Origin of the sequence: Porphyromonas canoris, from assembly GCF_000765975.1 — a bacterium.
GTDB lineage: Bacteria > Bacteroidota > Bacteroidia > Bacteroidales > Porphyromonadaceae > Porphyromonas_A > Porphyromonas_A canoris.
The window spans coordinates 326854-346210 of record NZ_JQZX01000008.1 but is presented as its reverse complement, the minus strand read 5'-3'; the positions used below and the strand labels follow the sequence as shown (position 1 = coordinate 346210).

13 protein-coding genes are annotated in these 19357 nt (G+C 45.2%); 4 read left to right on the top strand and 9 right to left on the bottom strand.

The window, feature by feature from the left end; genetic code table 11:
- Positions 1-154 precede the first annotated feature (154 nt).
- A complete protein-coding gene (gene rfbB / locus HQ29_RS04420; protein WP_036791554.1) occupies positions 155-1222 on the bottom strand; it encodes a dTDP-glucose 4,6-dehydratase in 1068 nt (355 codons plus the stop codon).
- A gap of 136 nt (positions 1223-1358) precedes the next feature.
- Here rfbB and HQ29_RS04415 point away from each other — a divergent pair, with 136 nt between their 5' ends.
- Positions 1359-2714 (top strand): MATE family efflux transporter, encoded by a 1356-nt coding sequence (locus HQ29_RS04415; RefSeq protein WP_036867739.1) that lies wholly within the window; start codon positions 1359-1361, stop codon positions 2712-2714.
- Between the two features lie 503 nt (positions 2715-3217).
- On the opposite strand, the gene rd is transcribed toward HQ29_RS04415, so the two are convergent.
- On the bottom strand, positions 3218-3382 hold the full coding sequence (gene rd, locus HQ29_RS10110) for a rubredoxin (RefSeq protein WP_081964567.1): 165 nt from the start codon (positions 3380-3382) through the stop codon (positions 3218-3220).
- A 147-nt stretch (positions 3383-3529) separates the two neighbouring features.
- Complete coding sequence (locus HQ29_RS04405; protein ID WP_036845649.1) at positions 3530-5521, bottom strand: M13 family metallopeptidase; 1992 nt, start codon at positions 5519-5521, stop codon at positions 3530-3532.
- A gap of 238 nt (positions 5522-5759) precedes the next feature.
- On the opposite strand from HQ29_RS04405, the gene HQ29_RS04400 reads away from it, so the two are divergent.
- Complete coding sequence (locus tag HQ29_RS04400) at positions 5760-6164, top strand: START-like domain-containing protein (RefSeq protein ID WP_052079433.1); 405 nt, start codon at positions 5760-5762, stop codon at positions 6162-6164.
- Between the two features lie 187 nt (positions 6165-6351).
- On the opposite strand, the gene eno is transcribed toward HQ29_RS04400, so the two are convergent.
- From eno to HQ29_RS04385, 3 genes are all read right to left on the bottom strand, one after another.
- Positions 6352-7638 (bottom strand): phosphopyruvate hydratase, encoded by a 1287-nt coding sequence (gene eno, locus HQ29_RS04395; protein ID WP_036791543.1) that lies wholly within the window; start codon positions 7636-7638, stop codon positions 6352-6354.
- 86 nt (positions 7639-7724) lie between these two features.
- Positions 7725-8927, bottom strand: coding sequence for a glycine C-acetyltransferase (kbl, locus tag HQ29_RS04390; protein ID WP_036791540.1), 1203 nt, complete (start codon positions 8925-8927; stop codon positions 7725-7727).
- Between the two features lie 26 nt (positions 8928-8953).
- Positions 8954-9430, bottom strand: a complete 477-nt coding sequence (locus HQ29_RS04385) for a type I restriction enzyme HsdR N-terminal domain-containing protein (protein WP_152566487.1) — start codon at positions 9428-9430, stop codon at positions 8954-8956.
- 1035 nt (positions 9431-10465) lie between these two features.
- Between HQ29_RS04385 and holA the strand changes: the two genes are divergently transcribed.
- Together holA and HQ29_RS04375 are read left to right on the top strand one after the other, a co-directional pair.
- Positions 10466-11491 carry a DNA polymerase III subunit delta gene (gene holA / locus HQ29_RS04380; RefSeq protein ID WP_036864057.1) on the top strand — a complete coding sequence of 342 codons (1026 nt, stop codon included), beginning with the start codon at positions 10466-10468 and terminating at the stop codon, positions 11489-11491.
- Positions 11492-11507: 16 nt separating this feature from the next.
- Entirely contained in the window at positions 11508-12062 is a 555-nt protein-coding gene (locus tag HQ29_RS04375; RefSeq protein ID WP_036791534.1) for an NUDIX domain-containing protein, read from the top strand.
- A gap of 199 nt (positions 12063-12261) precedes the next feature.
- Here HQ29_RS04375 and HQ29_RS04370 read toward each other — a convergent pair whose 3' ends face one another.
- From HQ29_RS04370 to HQ29_RS04360, 3 genes are all read right to left on the bottom strand, one after another.
- Positions 12262-15132 carry a collagen-like domain-containing protein gene (locus HQ29_RS04370; protein ID WP_152566486.1) on the bottom strand — a complete coding sequence of 957 codons (2871 nt, stop codon included), beginning with the start codon at positions 15130-15132 and terminating at the stop codon, positions 12262-12264.
- 202 nt (positions 15133-15334) lie between these two features.
- Positions 15335-16531, bottom strand: a complete 1197-nt coding sequence (locus tag HQ29_RS04365; protein WP_036791532.1) for an OmpA family protein — start codon at positions 16529-16531, stop codon at positions 15335-15337.
- A 35-nt stretch (positions 16532-16566) separates the two neighbouring features.
- The gene (locus HQ29_RS04360; protein WP_449421040.1) at positions 16567-19242 is read right to left on the bottom strand and encodes a hypothetical protein; all 2676 of its coding nucleotides are present in this window, start codon (positions 19240-19242) and stop codon (positions 16567-16569) included.
- Between the last annotated feature and the right edge of the window lie 115 nt (positions 19243-19357).

The window sequence follows — 19357 nt, the reverse complement described above, 5'->3', positions numbered from 1 at the left end:
AGCGGATTACAAAGCGTTTACCGCCCTCAAATCCTATCTTTCGGAGTTTTTACGTTATCCTCCGGCGTGGCTTTTTTATATACCAAAGGGGTGTACCGAGTCTCGGACTTGGTACACCCCTTTGTTGTATTGCGTGCGAAGGTTCGCCCACCTACTATATGTGATCTCCGTACATTCGTCGGATATAGTTCTGATACTCTCCGGATGTTATGTTGCGTAGCCATTCCGTCTGCTCCAGATACCACTCCACCGTGTAGGCGATGGCTTCCTCGAAAGAGACGGAAGCACTCCACCCCAGCTCTCTTTGCAGCTTTGAGGAGTCTATTGCATATCTGGTATCGTGCCCCAACCTGTCGGGGACGTGAGTAATCAAGCCGAGCGACTCACCCTCTGCTCTTCCGAGCTTACGATCGACCAAAGCAACAAGAAGCCGAACCAGCTCTATGTTGGTCTTTTCATTTCCTCCGCCGATGTTGTATGTACTTCCGGGCTTTGCGCTGTGCAGTATCAAGTCCAATGCCTTGACGTGATCCACCACAAAGAGCCAATCCCTTATCTGCTGTCCGTCACCATAGACAGGGATCTTCTTCTGCTCGACAATGTTATTGATCACAAGGGGGATAAGCTTCTCCGGGAACTGATATGGTCCGTAGTTGTTACTGCAATTGGATATTGCCACAGGCAGACCATAAGTATCTGCATAAGCACGGACGAAATGGTCGGAAGAGGCTTTGCTGGCGGAGTAAGGAGAGTGAGGCTCATACCTGTTCTCCTCCGAAAAAGCAGGATCCGACGGCAACAACGAGCCGTAAACCTCATCTGTGGAGACGTGCAGAAAGAGACGGGAAGCATCCTTAATATCTTTCCACGCTTTACGAGCGGCATTCAGAAGTGTTACCGTTCCCAGAACATTTGTCCGGACGAATGCCAACGGGTCATGAATACTTCTGTCTACATGGCTTTCGGCAGCCATATTCACCACATGAGTGATGCCGTACCGGTCAAACAAGCTGTCAAGCAGCGAAGCATCCTCTATACTTCCATGTACGAAAGTGAGATTGGGCTGCTGCAACAGCGGCTCTATGTTCTGTAAATTTCCTGCATAGGTGAGAAGATCCAAACATACAAAATGATACTCCGGATATTTGGGTATCATGTAGTGCAGAAAATTGGATCCGATAAATCCGGCTCCACCCGTAAGGAGAATAGTCTTCTTGTCCATATTCCAAAGTTAAGCATTATCTTTGCATCCGCATATAGAACGAGCTATTTGGCAAAGCCCTTTTGCCGTGATGCTTTTCCGGCTCCGATGATCAGAGCCGTCTGTTCTACAGTTATTCCTAACATTGCAAGAGAGGATGTCTGGTCCGAGCAAGCTAAAAGAGAAAGATCTCACAACCGGAGACAATATCGCTTCACAAATCGTACGTTTGGCTCTACCCATACTGGGTACATCTTTCGTACAGATGCTCTACAACTTTACGGACATGGCTTGGCTGGGGCGTCTCAGCAGCGAAGCCGTATCTGCTGTCGGGGCTGTGGCTCTCTATGGTTGGCTGGCAGGCTCTTTGGGACTGCTGACAAAGGTCGGAAGCGAAATCACGATAGCTTACTTCCTTGGCAAAAAGGAGTTCAAAACCGCCTCTCACTACGCCTCTACGAACAGCACCATAGCTTTCTTGTCGGGAGCGTTGGTAACGATTCTCTTCCTTCTCTTCACTCCCACCCTTCTATCCATATACACTCTCGGAGACAGCATAGCCCGGACGGCTGCCGAGTACATGAGGATATACTCTCTCGGATTTCCGTTTTTCTTCATGACGTATGCCTTTACCGGTGCTTACAACGCTTGCGGACACAGCAAACGTCCGTTCATGATCAACTCCATAGGGCTTATAGCGAACATCATTTTAGACCCGATATTCATCTTTGTACTCGATCTCAAGACCGATGGAGCGGCTTATGCCACCATCATTTCCGAGATCTTGGTTTGGGTTCTCTTCTACTACTTCCTCCGCGAGCGGGATCACTTGCTCGGACGCTTCCCTTTCGTCACCAAGCTGAAGTGGGAAACCTGCCGGCGCATCATTAAGATAGGTGCTCCTCCATCGGCTCAGAGTGCGCTGTTTGCCTTCATCAACATGTATATGGGTCGCATTGCCTCTCTTACGGCAGGGCATATAGGGGTTCTCTCCATCACTTCCGGCGGACAGATCGAGGGTATCACTTGGAACACGGCACAAGGCTTCTCTACCGCTTTGGGGGCATTTATCTCCCAAAATTATGCAGCTCAGGCAATGGATAGAGTGAAAAAAGCGTTCCGCTCCACGCTGATCATAACCTCCCTGTTCGGGGTGTTCACCACCATTCTGTACGTCTTCTTTGGAGAAGAGATCTTTGCGATAATAGTCCCCGACCCTGTTGCGTACATTGCCGGAGGGGTCTATCTGAGGATCAACGGCTTCTCGCAGCTCTTCATGATGCTGGAAATCACAACGCAGGGATTCTTTCACGGCATCGGGCGAAGCACCATACCTGCCGCCGTGAGTATCTTTGGCAATCTTGTCCGTATCCCGTTGGCATATACCATTCTCTACTTCTATCCGAGCATAGAGGGCTTATGGTACGCCATAGCGATCTCCACTACACTCAAAGGGCTAATCCTCTTCTACATCCATCTCAGAGTGCAACGCTCTCTTGTTGCACCCGAATAAACGCTCCTTTTTCCTGCTTCCCGGAGGGACTCTAACGCCATGACATCTGACGTGTTGTGTGGAAAGAAATGCGTCCGAATGCTTTTACAACATCTCCTGAACGGGATAAAAAGCTTCTCTGATGCTTTATGAAATGAGAAATCGAGGCTTGATTGGTGTGGTTCAAGATTTGATTTGTACGGTTCAGGGCTTGATTTGTGCGGTTCAGGGCTTGATTTATAAAAATCAAGAGTCGGTTTTCACCAATCGCGCTTTGAATGAAAGTTGTCGATAGGTTTAGCGGAACTATTTAACAGGTATAGCCACTCTTTTATACCGCTTTATCCTCTGTTCCAAACAGCCTTTCGAGATCCGGACTATATATAAAAACCCCATCTTACGCTTCTCTGTCGGATGTACACAAGGTACAAGAAGTATAAGATGGGGCTTTTTGTATCGAGCTTCTAAAAGCTCATCGGAAAGCAGCATTAGGTTCTCTCCGATAAGCTCTACAAAGCCTTGTATCAGTCTTCAAGAGGTCTGAAGTCGCTCTTTTCGGCTCCACAGATAGGACATACCCAATCATCGGGAATATCTTCAAAAGGAGTGCCTGGAGCGATACCTCCGTCAGGATCACCTATCTCCGGATCATAAACCCAGTCGCAAGGCTCGCAAACATACTTTTTCATTTTCATTTTTGTTATAAAAGATTCAACATAGATGCACCGATGGTGCACTTTAGTAATACAATCAACTTTCGACAAAGATATAGAAAATCTATTGCTTGTACAATATACAAAGAGAGACGACACCGTCGCCTCTCTCTGTAAAAATCTTTACCAAACCAATACCCTCTTTTCAGGGGCAAGATACATGGCGTCGCCCTCTTTGATTCCGAAGGCTTCGTAGAATGCCGGGATGTTTTTGAGTGTTTGGTTCACTCTCCATTTACCAAGGCTGTGAACATCGAGCTTGGTGAGCCTCAAGATCTCTTCCTTTCTGATGTTTTGTCCCCACAGACGAGCGTAAGCAATGAAGAAGCGTTGATCCGCGGTTTGTCCTTCTATGAGAGGATCTTTTTCGGGCATATTGTTCTTCATTGCCATGTGTGCCACCAAAAGTCCTCCCTGATCCGCGATGTTTTCTCCGAGGGTCAGCTGACCATTTGCACGCACATCGTCCGCAACGACAATCTCATCAAACTGCTTCACAAGCTCTACGGATGCTTCCTTGAACTTCGCTTCATCTTCCGGCTGCCACCAGTTGGAGACATTTCCATCCTTATCGAAGTTGCGTCCCTGATCGTCAAATCCGTGAGTCATTTCATGGCCGATCACAACGCCTATTGCACCATAGTTCACCGCATCATCCGCTTCAAGACTGAAGAATGGAGGTTGAAGAATACCTGCCGGAAAGCATATCTCGTTTGTTGCGGGGTTGTAATAAGCGTTCACTTCATGCGGATTCATCAACCAGCGCTCCTTATCTACAGGAGTACCGAAGTCTTGATCGTTCTTTCCCTTTTCAAACATAGCTATATTTTTGATATAGCCATAAAGAGAGCCGGTATCTTCTTTTATCCCCTCATAAGTGTCCCACTTTTCGGGATAGCCTATCTTCACACGGAAGGTGCTTAGCTTTTCCAAACCCTTTTGCTTGGTCTCTTCGGTCATCCATTCGAGGTTTTGGATGCGTTGTGCAAGCGATTCTTTCAAGTCTTCCACGAGGTTAAGCATACGCTCTTTTGCCTTCGGAGGGAAGTAGGTCTTGGTGTACTCTTGAGCCACAACATGTCCGAATGAGGAGTTTACCAGCTGAACAGCACTCTTCCAACGAGGCTGCATCTCTGTACGTCCCCCCAAGATGCGTCCGTGAAACTCAAAAGAGGCTTTGCGGAAATCGTTGCTCAAGAACGAAGCAGCGTCATCCAAAAGAATCCCTTTGAGGTAAGTGATCGCTCTATCCAAAGGAAGCTCTTGGAACCACTTGTCGAAGCTGTTGAAGTAACCCTCTTGAGCCACATTGATGGTCTCGAATCCGGCAACGGCTTCACGAGGAGCAAAGTAACGCTCGAAAGGGAATTGGAAAGAAGAGATGAGCTTCTTTCTGGTGTACTTGTTGTAGTTCTTGTGAGTGTCTCTAAGCTCTATGCTGCTGTAATGCATACGTGCAAGCTCTGTCTCTACCTCCAATACCGTTTTGGCTTTCTCCTTTGCAGCTTCCGGCTCTATGCCTTCTGCCAACACGAAAAGAGAAGAGAGATAGTCTATATAAGAGTTTTGAAATTTATCCAGACTCTCTTGTTCGAGGTAGTAGTCCCTATCCCCCATTATGAGTCCGCCTTGAGTAAGATGCAGGATATTGGTGTTGCTGTCTTCATTATCCGCATAGACATAGTCCGAGAAGAACGGATTGTCGCCATGAAGATTGGCTTCTGCAAGATAGGCAACAAGATCCTCCTTGGAAGAGAGAGCATTGATCTTTTCAAGATCCTGCTGTATGGGAGCGGCACCATCGGCATTGAGCTTTGCGCTATCCATAGCCATATTGTAAAGGAGTGCCGCTTTATAAGCGTCCGTTCCGGGCTGAATATCTCCACTGCTCATACTTGTGATGATGCGGCGGACAATATTTTGCGCACTGTCTCTGAGTACATCAAACGTGCCGTAGCGACCATATTCGGGTTTAAGCGGATTTGCCTCCATCCACTCCGTATTCACGAAGGCGTAAAAGTCTTCTTGAGGTTCCGGCGTGACTTTCTTCTTGGTGCATCCTGTGAGGATAAAAGATGCAACCACTCCTGTAAAAAGAATCTGTTTAAGGTTCATGATTTTTCTGTTTAAGTTATCTGAATGTAGAAAATATATTTGTGCTCTTTTCAATATAAGCAATTTACGTTTCAAAAGTACAAAAAATAGTCGCAGGCTATAACTGGTATCTTTAAGAATAACAACCCTTTTTCAGTAATAAAATGCCATTCAAGAGAACATTTATATTTAATTACGATATTCTTTGTTAATCAAATATCTTTTTGTATATTAGGGGCATCACCAAGAGTTATCTGCTATGAAAGTGCATGAGACATCGTATAGAGAAGAGTTTCTATTGAATCATGTTTCTGTAAAAAGCTTATGGAATCAAATCTCTACATCTAAAGGATTAGCAGATTGGTTTGCGTACAATGTGGAGAGGAATGCGGATCAGTTTATATTCTTTTGGGATAAGAAGAACATGTCAACAGCATTGCTCATAGTCTCCGATCCCGAAAGATTTATCTCCTTTCAGTGGGAAGACGAAGCTCCGAACAGTCAAGAAGCGCGTTATCTGTCCTTTGAGATCATTAAGGCAGAAATATCCGGAGCGGTCTCTCTACTCGTAAGAGATGATGCTCTTTCCACAGAAGATCCAAGTGCCGATGCTATCTGGAGCAAGCACATATCACAATTGAAGAAAAGCCTTGGCTTGATGTGATTACTCTTCGAAAGTATCTCTACCGGAGATAAAAAAGAAACAAACAAACGGCTGATAAGAGCCAAAACAGACCGCCGAGACTTTTACGAAAAAACAATGATCTTATGCAAAAAAACCGATACAGATGCAACCACATCCGTATCGGTTTTCCTATTATTCTCCGAGAAGCTTTCGCTTCCGGTCCGAATTACTTGCGAACTACTCTCTTGTAGCCATACTGAGCAAGTTCACCAAGCTCTTCTTCTATGCGAAGAAGCTGGTTGTACTTAGCCATACGGTCCGAACGGCTGAGAGATCCGGTCTTAATCTGTCCGGAGTTTGTAGCCACTGCGATGTCTGCAATGGTTGAGTCTTCGGTTTCGCCCGAACGGTGAGAAGTAACGGTAGTATAGCCGTGACGGTGTGCAAGCTCTATGGTATCCAATGTTTCGGATAGCGTTCCGATCTGGTTCACCTTAACAAGAACAGAGTTAGCGCATCCCAACTCGATACCCTTGCGTAGGAACTCTACGTTGGTAACGAACAGGTCATCACCCACAAGCTGTACCTTATCGCCTATTTCAGCTGTAAGCTTAGCCCATCCGCTCCAGTCGCCTTCGTCCATACCGTCTTCAATAGAGTCAATAGGATACTTAGCCACAAGCTCTTTAAGGTATGCCACTTGTTCGTCAGAGTTACGCTTGGCGCCTTGAGGGCCTTCAAACTTAGAGTAGTCATATACACCATCTTTGTAAAACTCCGAAGCCGCACAGTCCAAAGCGATACGAACATCTTCCCCCGGCTTGTAACCTGCCTTGCGGATAGCTTCCATGATAGACTCAAGAGCATCTTCCGTACCGGAAAGAGCAGGAGCAAAACCACCTTCATCACCTACTGCGGTAGAGAGGTTACGGTCATGAAGCACTTTCTTAAGGGCATGAAAGATCTCGGCACCCATACGCAAACCTTCACGGAAAGAAGGTGCGCCCACAGGGCGAATCATAAACTCTTGGAATGCGATAGGCGCATCGGAGTGAGAGCCACCATTGATGATGTTCATCATAGGTACAGGCAATACATATGTGTTAGTACCACCGATGTAGCGGTACAACGGCATACCGAGATACTCTGCTGCTGCTCTGGCTACTGCAAGAGATACACCAAGCATGGCGTTTGCTCCGAGTTTAGACTTGGTCTTAGTGCCATCGAGCTCCAGCATTACGCGGTCTATCTTTCTTTGTTCAAGTACAGAGTAGCCTATAATTTCCGGTGCAATCACAGTATTGATATTCTCTACTGCCTTAAGTACACCCTTTCCGAGATAGCGGTTCTTGTCTCCGTCTCTAAGCTCAAGAGCTTCATTCTCACCTGTGGATGCTCCCGATGGAACAGCTGCACGTCCCATTACGCCGCATGCCAAGTGTACATCTACCTCTACTGTTGGGTTACCTCGCGAGTCTAACACTTCGCGTCCGATTACTTTGATTATTTCCATAAAAATGTTTTTAGTTTGAACTACGACATTTATCTCTTTTATATCTGTTCAAAGATAGTAATATTTGTCGAGACTCTCCCTATTATTTACTTTATTACACCCATCTCTTTGCCCACTTTGATGAAAGCGGCGATGGCTCTGTCCAGTTGCTCTTGAGTATGAGCAGCAGAAAGTTGCACACGGATACGTGCTTCGCCTTTCGGCACTACCGGATAGTAGAATCCTGTTACGTAGATACCCTCCTCCAACAGACGGGCTGCATAGTCTTGCGAAAGCTTGGCATCGTACAGCATGATAGCGCATATCGCACTCTGTGTAGGCTTGATGTCAAAGCCGGCATCCACCATTCTTGTACGGAAATACTCTACATTGGACATCAGAGTGGTGTGTAGCTCATCGCTTTCGTTCAGCATCTTGAACACTTCCAAAGATGCTCCTACCACTGCGGGAGGTATAGAGTTGGAGAAGAGATAAGGACGGCTTCTCTGGCGAAGCATGTCTATGATTTCCTTAGGACCGGTTGTAAACCCTCCGATAGCACCTCCGAATGCCTTTCCGAGCGTACCGGTGTGGATGTCTATACGTCCGTAGCAGTCGTACTTCTCTGCCACACCTCTACCGGTGGCACCTACCACTCCGGCGGAATGACACTCATCCACCATCACAAGAGCATCGTACTTCTCTGCAAGATCGCATATCTTGTCCATAGGGGCTACGTTTCCATCCATCGAGAAGACGCCGTCTGTAACGATGATGCGATGGCGTTGGGCTTGAGCCTGTTTGAGGCACTCTTCCAGCTCTTCCATGTTTGCATTGGCAAAGCGATACCTTTTGGCTTTACACAAGCGCACTCCGTCGATGATGGAAGCGTGGTTGAGAGAGTCGGATATGATGGCATCCTCTTCTCCGAAAAGCGGTTCGAAGACACCGCCGTTGGCATCGAAGCAGGCAGCATAAAGGATTGTGTCTTCTGTCTTGAAGTAGCGAGCGATCTCCTGTTCCAGCTCTTTGTGAAGATCTTGCGTACCACAAATAAAACGTACGGAGCTCATACCGTAACCGTGGCTTTGGATAGCCTTGATGGCTGCATCCTCTACTCTTTTATTGTTACTGAGTCCGAGATAGTTGTTTGCACAGAAGTTGAGTACGCTCTTTTCGGTTCCGTCCGCGCCTTGAACCTTAATTTCAGAATACTGAGGAGTGGTGATGATTCTTTCATTCTTGTACAGACCTGCAGCTTTAATCTCAGAAAGCTCACCTTGCAAGTGCTGTTTCATTTTTCCAAACATAAATCTTAGGTTATTTTAGGTAAATATTATTTTGCATCAAACTTGCTTCCCGCCTCCTGCACCTCTGCATAAGAGGGGATGGAGCGGAGCATCTCGAACGGCTCTTCCGGCGTAAGACGGCGAAAGCAGGCTATCCTCTTCCCATTGGTAATGATGATGTAGAGCACGCCCAACGTGGCATTGTACCGCAATGCCTGCTCCAAAACCTCCGGAGTAAGGGCTACACTCTCTGCCTTATACTCTATCAAAAGAAGCGGACGAAGGGAGTTGTGATACACCACCGTATCTGCCCGGCGAGAGAGTTTACCCACCTGCAACGACACTTCATTCGCCATGAGAGCGGGCATATAGCCATAGGAGGAGATGAGCAGATGCACAAACCTCTGCCGGACATACTCTTCCGGGGTGAGAGCAACGTATCTGCCACGAAGGCGGTCAAAGATCTCTCTTTTTCCATCCCCGACCAGCCGGATTCTCGGCATTGTCTCTTCACTTCGGCTCATCTTCTCATTCTACGCTCCGCAGTTGGTAAAAAATACTCCGTTACGAGTACGAAGTTAGGAAAAAACATTGTAACAGACCTGCTTTGAGAGAGTAGATTCTTCTCTCTTGAAAGGAAAGAAAAAGCACCGGACTCAAATACCCCGAAATGGAGCAAAATAAGACCGATCAGGGTCGGTATGTTTTATATAAAAACAGTGTTTCGGAACGGTTCCGGAAGCCTCTTCTCTTTTTCCGCTTTGGAGGCTCATCTGTTCAGAGAAAAGCCATAACAACCTATCAATGAGAGGAATAGAGAAAATCTCAAATTCGGGGGAAATTTTTTCTCAGTCCATTTCATGGGGCTTTTCCGAGTTAATAACTGTGAATTTTAACACCCCCACCTATAAAGAAAATCTAATAAAGAAATTTGCCTTTTCAAGGTCTTTTTAGGGCAAAAATGCTTAGTCGGCTGATATTGAGATCTTTAATGTTTTTGGCTAAACACTTTAATCGAATCCGGTAAACGTGTTAAGTGAAATCAGTAAACGTGTTCGTTGAAAAATTAAATACGTTAAGCCGAAAGAATATGCTCGTTTAGCATTTTCGCTTAACAGGTATCGGAATTTGTGTTAATAAAATGGGGCAAATTTAACAGTTCGGCCGTGCTCTGAAAACACTCCCTCCGATCAAAATAGAGAGCGAGAAAAAAGTGAGCATTTTTCGGGATGGAATATATAAAAACAGCCCTCCGAAAAGAGAGCCGAAAGAGGATATTTTTTCCCGTAAAAGGAGAAAGGGATAAAGCACAGAAGGGCAAAACGAATACGAGGTAAAGAATTTTCATCCTCTACCTCATATCGGGGGAGCGAGTGGATTGCTCCATCTCTCTCCAGGTTTTAACTTTAATCTTGATGCAAAGATAGAAATATTTTTTCACAAATACAAAATCCACAACAAAATGAATGCGCAAGATATAGACCTTTCGCACAGAGAGAAGCGGAGGTTTTCACTATATTTGTTGGGGAATAAAAGATTTATCTCAAACTTCAAGAGATATGCCATATATTGAAGATTACGAAAAAGTGATGGCTCTTATCTCCCCCGAAAAGAGTCCGAACCTCTACATACTCGGAGGAGAAGAGGTCTATCTGACATCGAGAATAGAGAAAGCGATCCTGAACAATCTGCTGGACGAAGCGGAGAAGGACTTCAATCTCTCTATCCTTTATGGTGCAGACACTTCGCCGGGCGAGATTCTGAGCCATGCCCTTCGCTATCCGATGATGGCGAAACATCAGCTCGTGGTGGTGAAAGATGCCGGTAAAATGCACAGCCTTGACGGGATGGAGAGCGTGATAGAGCGACTCCCTGCAACCACGATACTGGCAATGAACTTCGAGGGAAAGAATCTGGACAGACGAAAGGCTTGGATAAAGGCGGCGGAGAAGAGCGAAAAGAGTGTGGTGTTCAACTCTCCGAAGCTGACACCATACAAGATTCGAAAACCGCTGGAGTGGCTTATGAAAGAGGCAGGAGTGCTCCTCAGCGAGCCGGGAAAAGAGCTGCTGCTGGAGAATAGCGGTACAGACCTCACTCGCCTGTACCAAGAGCTGCAGAAGCTATCCCTGACATCGTATGCGAAAGAGGGCGTGGTGATTCCGCCCACTGCGGTAATGGAGTACATCGGTCTCTCCAGAGAGTTTACCATATTCGAGTTCCAAAAAGCTCTTGCCTCTAAAGATGCCGCAAAAGCACTTAAAATAGCCAGAGCGTATGCAGCTGATCCGAAAAATCATCCCGTACAGATGATTCTCTCAATGCTGTTCAACTTCTTTTCCAACCTGCTCATCGCTTTCGATGCGCCCTCCAAAAGGGAGGAAGACCTGGCTAAGTTTTTGGGACTCAACTCCGCTTTTCAGTCGAAAGACTACCAGTACGCCCTGCATCATTTCCGAAGACCCAAGGTGATGAACATCATCTCCCTCATCAGAAGATGCGATGCACGCAGCAAAGGGCTCTATACAAACGATACGGATCCGGCGCCGATACTTACGGATCTGGTATTCTATATTACCTCTTGAGATCTTGAGAAGCATTATGACACACGTTTTGTCTCACTTCCGGTTCTGTCCTCACTGTGGCAGCGACCGGTTTTTCCCAAATAACATCAAGAGCAAACGCTGCGATCATTGCGGATTTGTCTACTACCTGAACCCCTCTGCGGCTTGCGCTGCAATCATACGGGAGAAAGGGTCGGGGCGTATCTTGGTGGCAATAAGAGCGAACGAGCCGGCAAAAGGTATGTATGACCTGCCGGGCGGATTCTCTGACCTGAATGAGTGTTCGGAGGAGAGCATCCTGCGTGAAGTGGCAGAAGAGATCTCCCCTAAGCTGGTAGAGGATGCAGCCGACACGCTTCGCTTTCTCTTTTCACGCCCTAACCTCTACCTCTATTCCGGCATGACCATCCCGACAATGGACATGATCTATCTTCTTGAAGTGGAAGATCTCTCTCCTTATGTCGGAGAAGGAAGAGACGATGTGGAGTCCCTCATCGCTCTGCATCCCGATGAGATAGATCCGAACAAGTTTGGCTTCGACTCCATACGCCGGGCATTCGTCAAGTATCGGGATATGGAGAGACATTCATAGCAGAATGATCTCCAGGCAAAAGACTCTTACAGTAGTATAAAAGGTTCGTCAAAAGGGAAATCCTTTGACGAACCTTTTTTTCGTAGCAGAGAAGCTTCAATTAAGAGCATAAAAAGTCGCAGGACAAACCCGACTAATGTCCGAGCTGTCCTGCGAAAAATATATGCCTGACTATTCTCTATAAATATTTTACAGAATATTAGTCATTGGTTTCCGAGTAGGTTATAGTTACCGGTGGGTGTCCACTTTCAAGGTCTATTCTATAAGTTCCGTCAGAATTTCTTCTGATTGTACCCACTCCGTAGTCTCCTTGACGTGACCACTGTCTTGTCTTTGAGGAAATTCTGCTTCCCAAATAAACTGTATTCATGAAGAATCCCGGTGTTGATGGTCCGGAAGGATTCAAGTCACTCCGAGAAATAACCTCTCCGATACCCGGTATATTGATAATTGCCATTGCAAAGCCATAAGTAATCTTCAAGGCTTCTTCTTTTGAATAAAGCTTCGGATAGACATACTCTAACTGCTTTCCGCCATGACCGGTAAGAGTTCCCACCAGCATGACTTCTTCCGGCATACGTGTAAAGTCCATTTTAGAATAATCCCATTCTCCCTTCACACCTAAGAACAGATCCGGGATGTTAGGATTTGAATTTTTCTGAACTTTGATCAGTTTGAGACTCTTTAATGTAGGTCCGATTTGGAAAGGTTCCATAAATGCAACGCCTTCCCAAGTAACGTTAATACCATAATAAGATGTCTTTTGCCATACGGTGAAGTAGTCTTTCTGACCCGGTTGCCAATTTGTAGCATATCCAGCTTTTTTCCCAGTATGGTGGGGCATGATATATCTATTGGCACGAATCTCGAAGATTCTATCCGTACGGAAGCCCTGAGTGCTATTCCCCATGTCTATGGCTTTATTGATAGTTCCCACAGGATCCAAATGGTCGGTTACCGGATAGGGAATAAACTTTATCTCTGTTACCTTAGGCAGATAGTTCGGCAGGTCTTCCCATTGTTTACCCGGATCTACTTGTCTAAGTATTCTAAAGAACAGCCTAACATGGTCGTATATCACAGGTCTGTGGGGTGCCACACTCTCTGCCAATACGAGCTTCATCTGCATCTGATTAGGAACGTATGTATTGGTAGCAGACTGCTTTGTCATTCCACCTATAGTAACCTCTTTAACATATCCCCAACGCTTTTCAACTTCAGGAATTAGAGGAAGGTCTTCACGAGGGATCATGAATTCTCCCTTATCATTTGCTTGGAAGGTCTTGTCCGCAGGAAGACCCGGCATACCTTTCACAGTAGCAAAAGGAGCCAGATTTCCATTATCATCATAAACCTTATAAAGCACTCCTCCATCTTCTGTACGTACATATTCACCGAAATCTTTTTGAGAATACTGTGCAATAACGTTTGGAATACCTTTGATGATCTTAACAATCGCTCCCGGTTGTCCCGGTTCTCCCGGTTTACCATCGGACCCATCATCACCATCACGTCCACGCAAGTATTCAAAGAAGTGATCTATGGTATCGTCCCCTTCGGGCCACTCTTCGCCTGTTCTATGGTTGCGCAAAGGATCTGCCGTACCGGCACGAGCCTTAAGTTCATCGTACCAAAGCTTATAGGCAGAGATACCAGACTTTCCATTTGGACCTGTGAGGTATCTGAAGAAGTCATGTTCACTCACTTCACTGGCAGGCCAATTTTCTCCAGGTTTATTAGGATTTTTGATCTTACCATCAAGCACGTCTCTCTTCCAAATCTCATAAGCAGAAAGACCATCTTTGCCATCGTCTCCCTGATCTCCTTTCTTTCCCTTAGCTCCACGAAGATATCTCCAGAAGTCTGCAATAGTATCTTCATTCTCAGGCCATGGATTACCGGTCTTATGATCTATGATCTTTCCCGCTTTAAGATCATCAAACCAAAGCTCGTATGCAGATTTTGCATCGCTTCCGTCCGCTCCCTTCTTACCACGTGCAGGAATACTGGTATCAACATCTCCAATCCACCAATTGCCATTCTCTCCAATGCGTGGAGAAAGCCCATCTTTGCCATTTTTACCATCCTGTCCTCTGGCTGGCACTCCGGTATCTTTATCGCCAAACCACCAGTTGCCATTCTCGCCAATGCGTGGAGAACGGCCATCAATACCGTCCTTGCCATCTTGACCTGCCGCAGGGACACCGGTGTCTTTACCGTCAAACCACCAGTTACCATTCTCTCCTATTTCCGGAGAGATACCATCTTTACCATCGGCTCCATCTTTACCATCCTGACCTTTGGCCGGTATGCCGGTGTCTTTATCACCAATCCACCAATTGCCATTCCCGCCAATGTGTGGGGTAGTACCGGCAACACCGTCCTTACCATCTTGACCTCTGGCAGGTATTCCCGTATCTTTATCACCAAACCACCAGTTGCCATTCTCACCAATATGCGGAGTGACTCCGTCTCTACCATCTTTACCATCTTTACCTTTAAGGTATTGGAAGTAGTCGACCAGTTCCACTTTATCTTTTGGCCAATCTATGGTTCCGTCAAGGACTTCTTTCTTCCATATTTCATAAGCAGAGACACCGTTCTTACCGTCTTTACCTATCGTACCATAAGCATATACTCCAGTGTCCTTGCTACCGATCCACCAATTGCCATTCTCGCCAATATGTGGAGTCTTACCATCTCGACCGATAATAAAATCCCAAAAGTCTGCTTCTGTATTTCTTTCTGCAGGCCACATCTCTTTTGGATTGTGAGGATTAGGAGTCTTACCATCCGCTATCATCTCTTTCCAAAGCTCATAGGAAGACTTACCATTTTCTCCCTTATCTCCTTTCTGCCCCTTGATGTAAACAAGAAAATCTGTTACATCAATTTTATCTTTAGGCCAGTTGATTTCTCCGGCATTCACTTGTTCGACCCAGACTTCATATGCAGATCTACCGGTAGGACCTTGAGGCCCGTCGGGAAGACCAAAGTTCATATTCCCGCAAGATGATACCGATAAAGTGAACAAGAATACCCAGAAACCGAATATTGCTTTCTTGGTCATAAGCATCATTGTTATTGTTGTTTCTTTAATTATACACCAAGCACTCTCGAAGTAAACTCTTCCGAAAGAGTGCTAATACCTGTGTTTGAGATTCCAAACCTCAAAGTAAAGACCGGAGCACTTGAGAGAAGCACTCCAAGTGCTCCGTATCTTGTAATATGTCTGTTATCTCAAAACATCACTTTGTTTTCAGAGGATAGTATTACTTAAGGTAGTTCCAATAGTCCATATTGATAACTCTCTCGATAGTAACCTTACGATCACCTCTACGAGTGTTATCCGGAGCACTTTCCTTAACGTAAGCAACCTTCTTACCCACTCCTCTGAACTTAAGCATCTCACGAGGAATGTTTCTCTGAATAAGAGCATCTACAACAGCTTTAGCGCGACGCTCAGATAGACCGAGATTATAGTTTGAAGAACCAACAGCATCTGTATAACCAATAATAAGATACTTGCGGTTAAGATCTCCTCTCAATATATCTGCAATTCTATCTATAACTTCCTGAGAGTCTTGTGTAATAGTAGCCTTATCAAACTCAAAGAATACATAGTTGAAGAGTTCGCAAAGAGTTTCGTCACGCTCGATTACCGGAGTAGGAACAATCTTCTCTATAATGGTAGGTTTTTCTACAATGCGCTCAATAACTCTTTCGGTATGTCTGATTTCAGGAGCAGGTTTCTTAGACTTGCCTCCGATACGCCACATCAGTCTTGCAGTTCCCTGCCAAACATTTGCAACATTTTTATGAGGCATGTAGAGATAGTCAGCCTGCAAACCTATACCAAATCCATTGGAAAGCCACATATTGATACCGGTACCAAAAGATACAGGAAAGAGTTGCTTTTGGTCTGCACCACTCTTGTTGTGGTCAAGATCAAAACCCCAATTCATTTGGGATCCGTCGTAGTTCTCAACACCATTGTACAACTGAGTAAATGTCTTATACATATAATTGGCTCCCACACGGAAGAAAGGATCAATGTATTTGGATTCAAAATATTCACCCAAGCGCCATTGAAGTCCAAGGCCTCCCATATACAAGAAACGATCTTCTGTTTTACCTTTTCCGATCGGATCCTTTGCGTATCCTACCGTCCCTTGCAAATCCAAATAGAAGTAAGGATTAAGTTCTCGGGCAATGTAAAGATTTCCTCCAAAAAGAAGATCTCTTTTATTTACCTTGATCTCATGACCTACGGGAGCCTTTTGGAAATCCAAAACGCTCATGCGAGTCATGTGCATACCTGTCCCGCCAATTCCTATTTCCCATGCTCTCTTATGCTTCTTCTCTTGTTCGGGGCGAACTTCAGACTCCGTGTATGTTTGAGCCACTACTTGAGGAGCCAAAAGCACAAACGACAACCCAAGAATATATTTAGAAAATTTATGTATCATAATTTTATTCATATCTGATTGATTCAAACAAGAAATTAGTTTTCGTAAGTGACAGTCACTTTAGGCAAACTAGCCTTTGCATTCTGTACATGGTATCCGGCAGAACCCTTCAACAAGACTCCCAACTTTGTCTCAGTTGGATGCAAATGCAAAAAGTCTTTGTCAATATCCTTGGAGTTACGAAGAGTCTTCACAAATATTGTAGAGCCTAAATATACTGTACTGGAAGTATACGATGTTTGATTTGGACCTGCAGGATTCTTATCACTACCACTTGTTTGTTGTCCCGGAATGGCCTTATAGTAGAAATATGCAAAAGACGGGGTTAGTGCCTGAGCTTCAGCTTTTGGCATTTTGTCCGGAGTAACATAATCCACACCATCAACTGCATTGTACAAAAGATTTCTTCTGTAGAAGCTATCCAACTTAATATCGTCATAATTAAATTGTCCACGTACACTTGAGAAGAATACCTCATTGTGAAGATTCTTATTTTCGGTCTTCAATGTCAAACACTTAATTGTAGGAGGAGCTTGGTATGGAGCCATTTCACAAACACCATTCCACTGAGGATTCTCTCCGTAGTAAGATGTCTTTAGCTTCACCGAGAAGTACTTCTTTGTTCCATCCCAATAATCCGAGTAGTTATTCTTAAACTCATACTTGTTGGTCATCACATAACGCTTTGTTGGAAGCAACGCAACATCTGTAGTACGAGCAATGGAAGCCAATTCCTGATTTGTAATAGTCTTTGGATCATTTCCGTTTGTAAGGTAAGATGCAATGACGATATTGGTCAAGTCAGGCAAATAACTTGGAAGATCCACCCAAGCTCCGTTAGGATCAACTTTTCTTTGGATACGGAATCCTAATACATGGCTATCCGACAGAATAGGTCTATTAGCTTCTGACGCAATATTCGGGTTTTCAAATATTATTCTTGTCCTAATTCTGTTAGGGACATAAGTGTTAGGAGCAGATTCTGCTGCCGGTTGTCCTTGTATTGTAACGGACTTAACTTTACCCCAACGTGCTTGGACATCTTGGATCTCCGGAAGATCTTCTTTTTCTACGGTAAAGTAACCTTCATGATCGGCTGTATAGCTCTTGGTCTCAGCCATACCAGGAAGACCTGTAACGACAGCCCCTGGAGCTGGTTTCCCTTCCTTATCATATACTCTATACTGAACACTGCCATCCTTAACACTGACATATTCACTATAATTGATCTGAGTGTATTGAGCAATAACGTTAGGAGCTCCTGCCAAAATAGTTATTTCAGCACCTGGTTTACCCGGCTCACCCGGCTTACCATCTTTACCGTCTTTACCATCTTTACCACGTAGATAGTCAAAGAAGTCATCCATGCTGTTCTTTTCTTTTGGCCATTTTTCTCCTGTTCTGTAGTTCATCAATGGCTTAGGACCATCAAATCTTTCTTCCAATTCTTTCTTCCAAAGATCGTATGCCGAAAGTCCATCCACTCCATTTTTACCTGTAAGGAATTCCCAGAAATGATTTTCGTCCACCTTTGTCTTTGGCCAGTTTTGCGTAGGATTGTTAGGATCTTTTATCTGATCCTTAAGAACCATTTGCTTCCAGATTTCATAAGCAGACAATCCATCTTTTCCATCATTACCTTTCTCTCCCTTGTCTCCCTTAGCACCGCGAAGGTATTTCCAGAAGTCCGTAAGAGTAATTTTATCAACCGGCCATGGATTCCCTGTTTCAGGATCTGTTATTTTACCTGCCTTAACATCTTCAACCCACAACTGATATGCACTTAGACCATTGGCTCCATCTTTACCCTTTTCTCCTTGGGCAGGAACTCCGGTGTCATAATCGCCAATCCACCAGTTGCCATTAGGACCGATGTGTGGAGATTTACCTTCCTTACCATCTTGACCATCTTTACCCTTGGCAGGTACGCCGGTATCTTTGTCGCCAATCCACCAGTTACCATTCTCGCCAATGTGTGGAGTAACCCCGTCTTGACCATCTTCACCATCTTTTCCCTTAGCAGGTACACCGGTGTCTTTGTCACCAATCCACCAATTGCCATTCTCGCCAATTTGTGGAGTAACACCATCTTGACCATCTTGACCATCTTGACCGTCTTTTCCCTTGGCAGGAACACCGGTATCCTTGTCGCCAATCCACCAGTTGCCATTTTCACCGATGTGTGGAGTAACGCCGGCAACGCCGTCTTTACCATCTTTACCCTTAGCAGGTACACCGGTATCTTCGTCTCCAAACCACCAGTTACCATTAGGACCGATATGTGGAGTAACGCCATCCTTTCCATCTTTACCATCTTTACCCTTTAGGTATTGGAAGAAATGAGACATTTCCACTTTATCTTTTGGCCAATCTATTCTTCCTGCCAAGACCTCTTGTTTCCAAAGTTCATAAGCAGAGAGACCATTCTTGCCATCGATTCCATCCTTACCTCTTGCAAGCACTCCCGTATCTTTACCGCCGATCCACCAGTTGCCATTTTCGCCAACATACGGTGTATTACCGTCTCTACCGGTGATAAAGTCCCAAAAGTCTGCCTCTGTATTCCTTTCTACAGGCCACATTTCAGAAGGATTGTGTGGATTTGGGGTATTTCCTTTTGCTATAAGCTCTTTCCAAAGCTCGTATGCAGATTTTCCATTTTCCCCTTTATCTCCCTTTTCTCCTTTTATATAGATAAGGAAGTCAGCCATAGAAACTCTGTCCTTTGGCCACTTAACTTTTCCAAGTTCAACTTGTTCTTTCCAGATTTCATAAACAGACTTACCATCTCCTCCCTTAGGACCCGGAGGCAGATGGAAGTTCAGG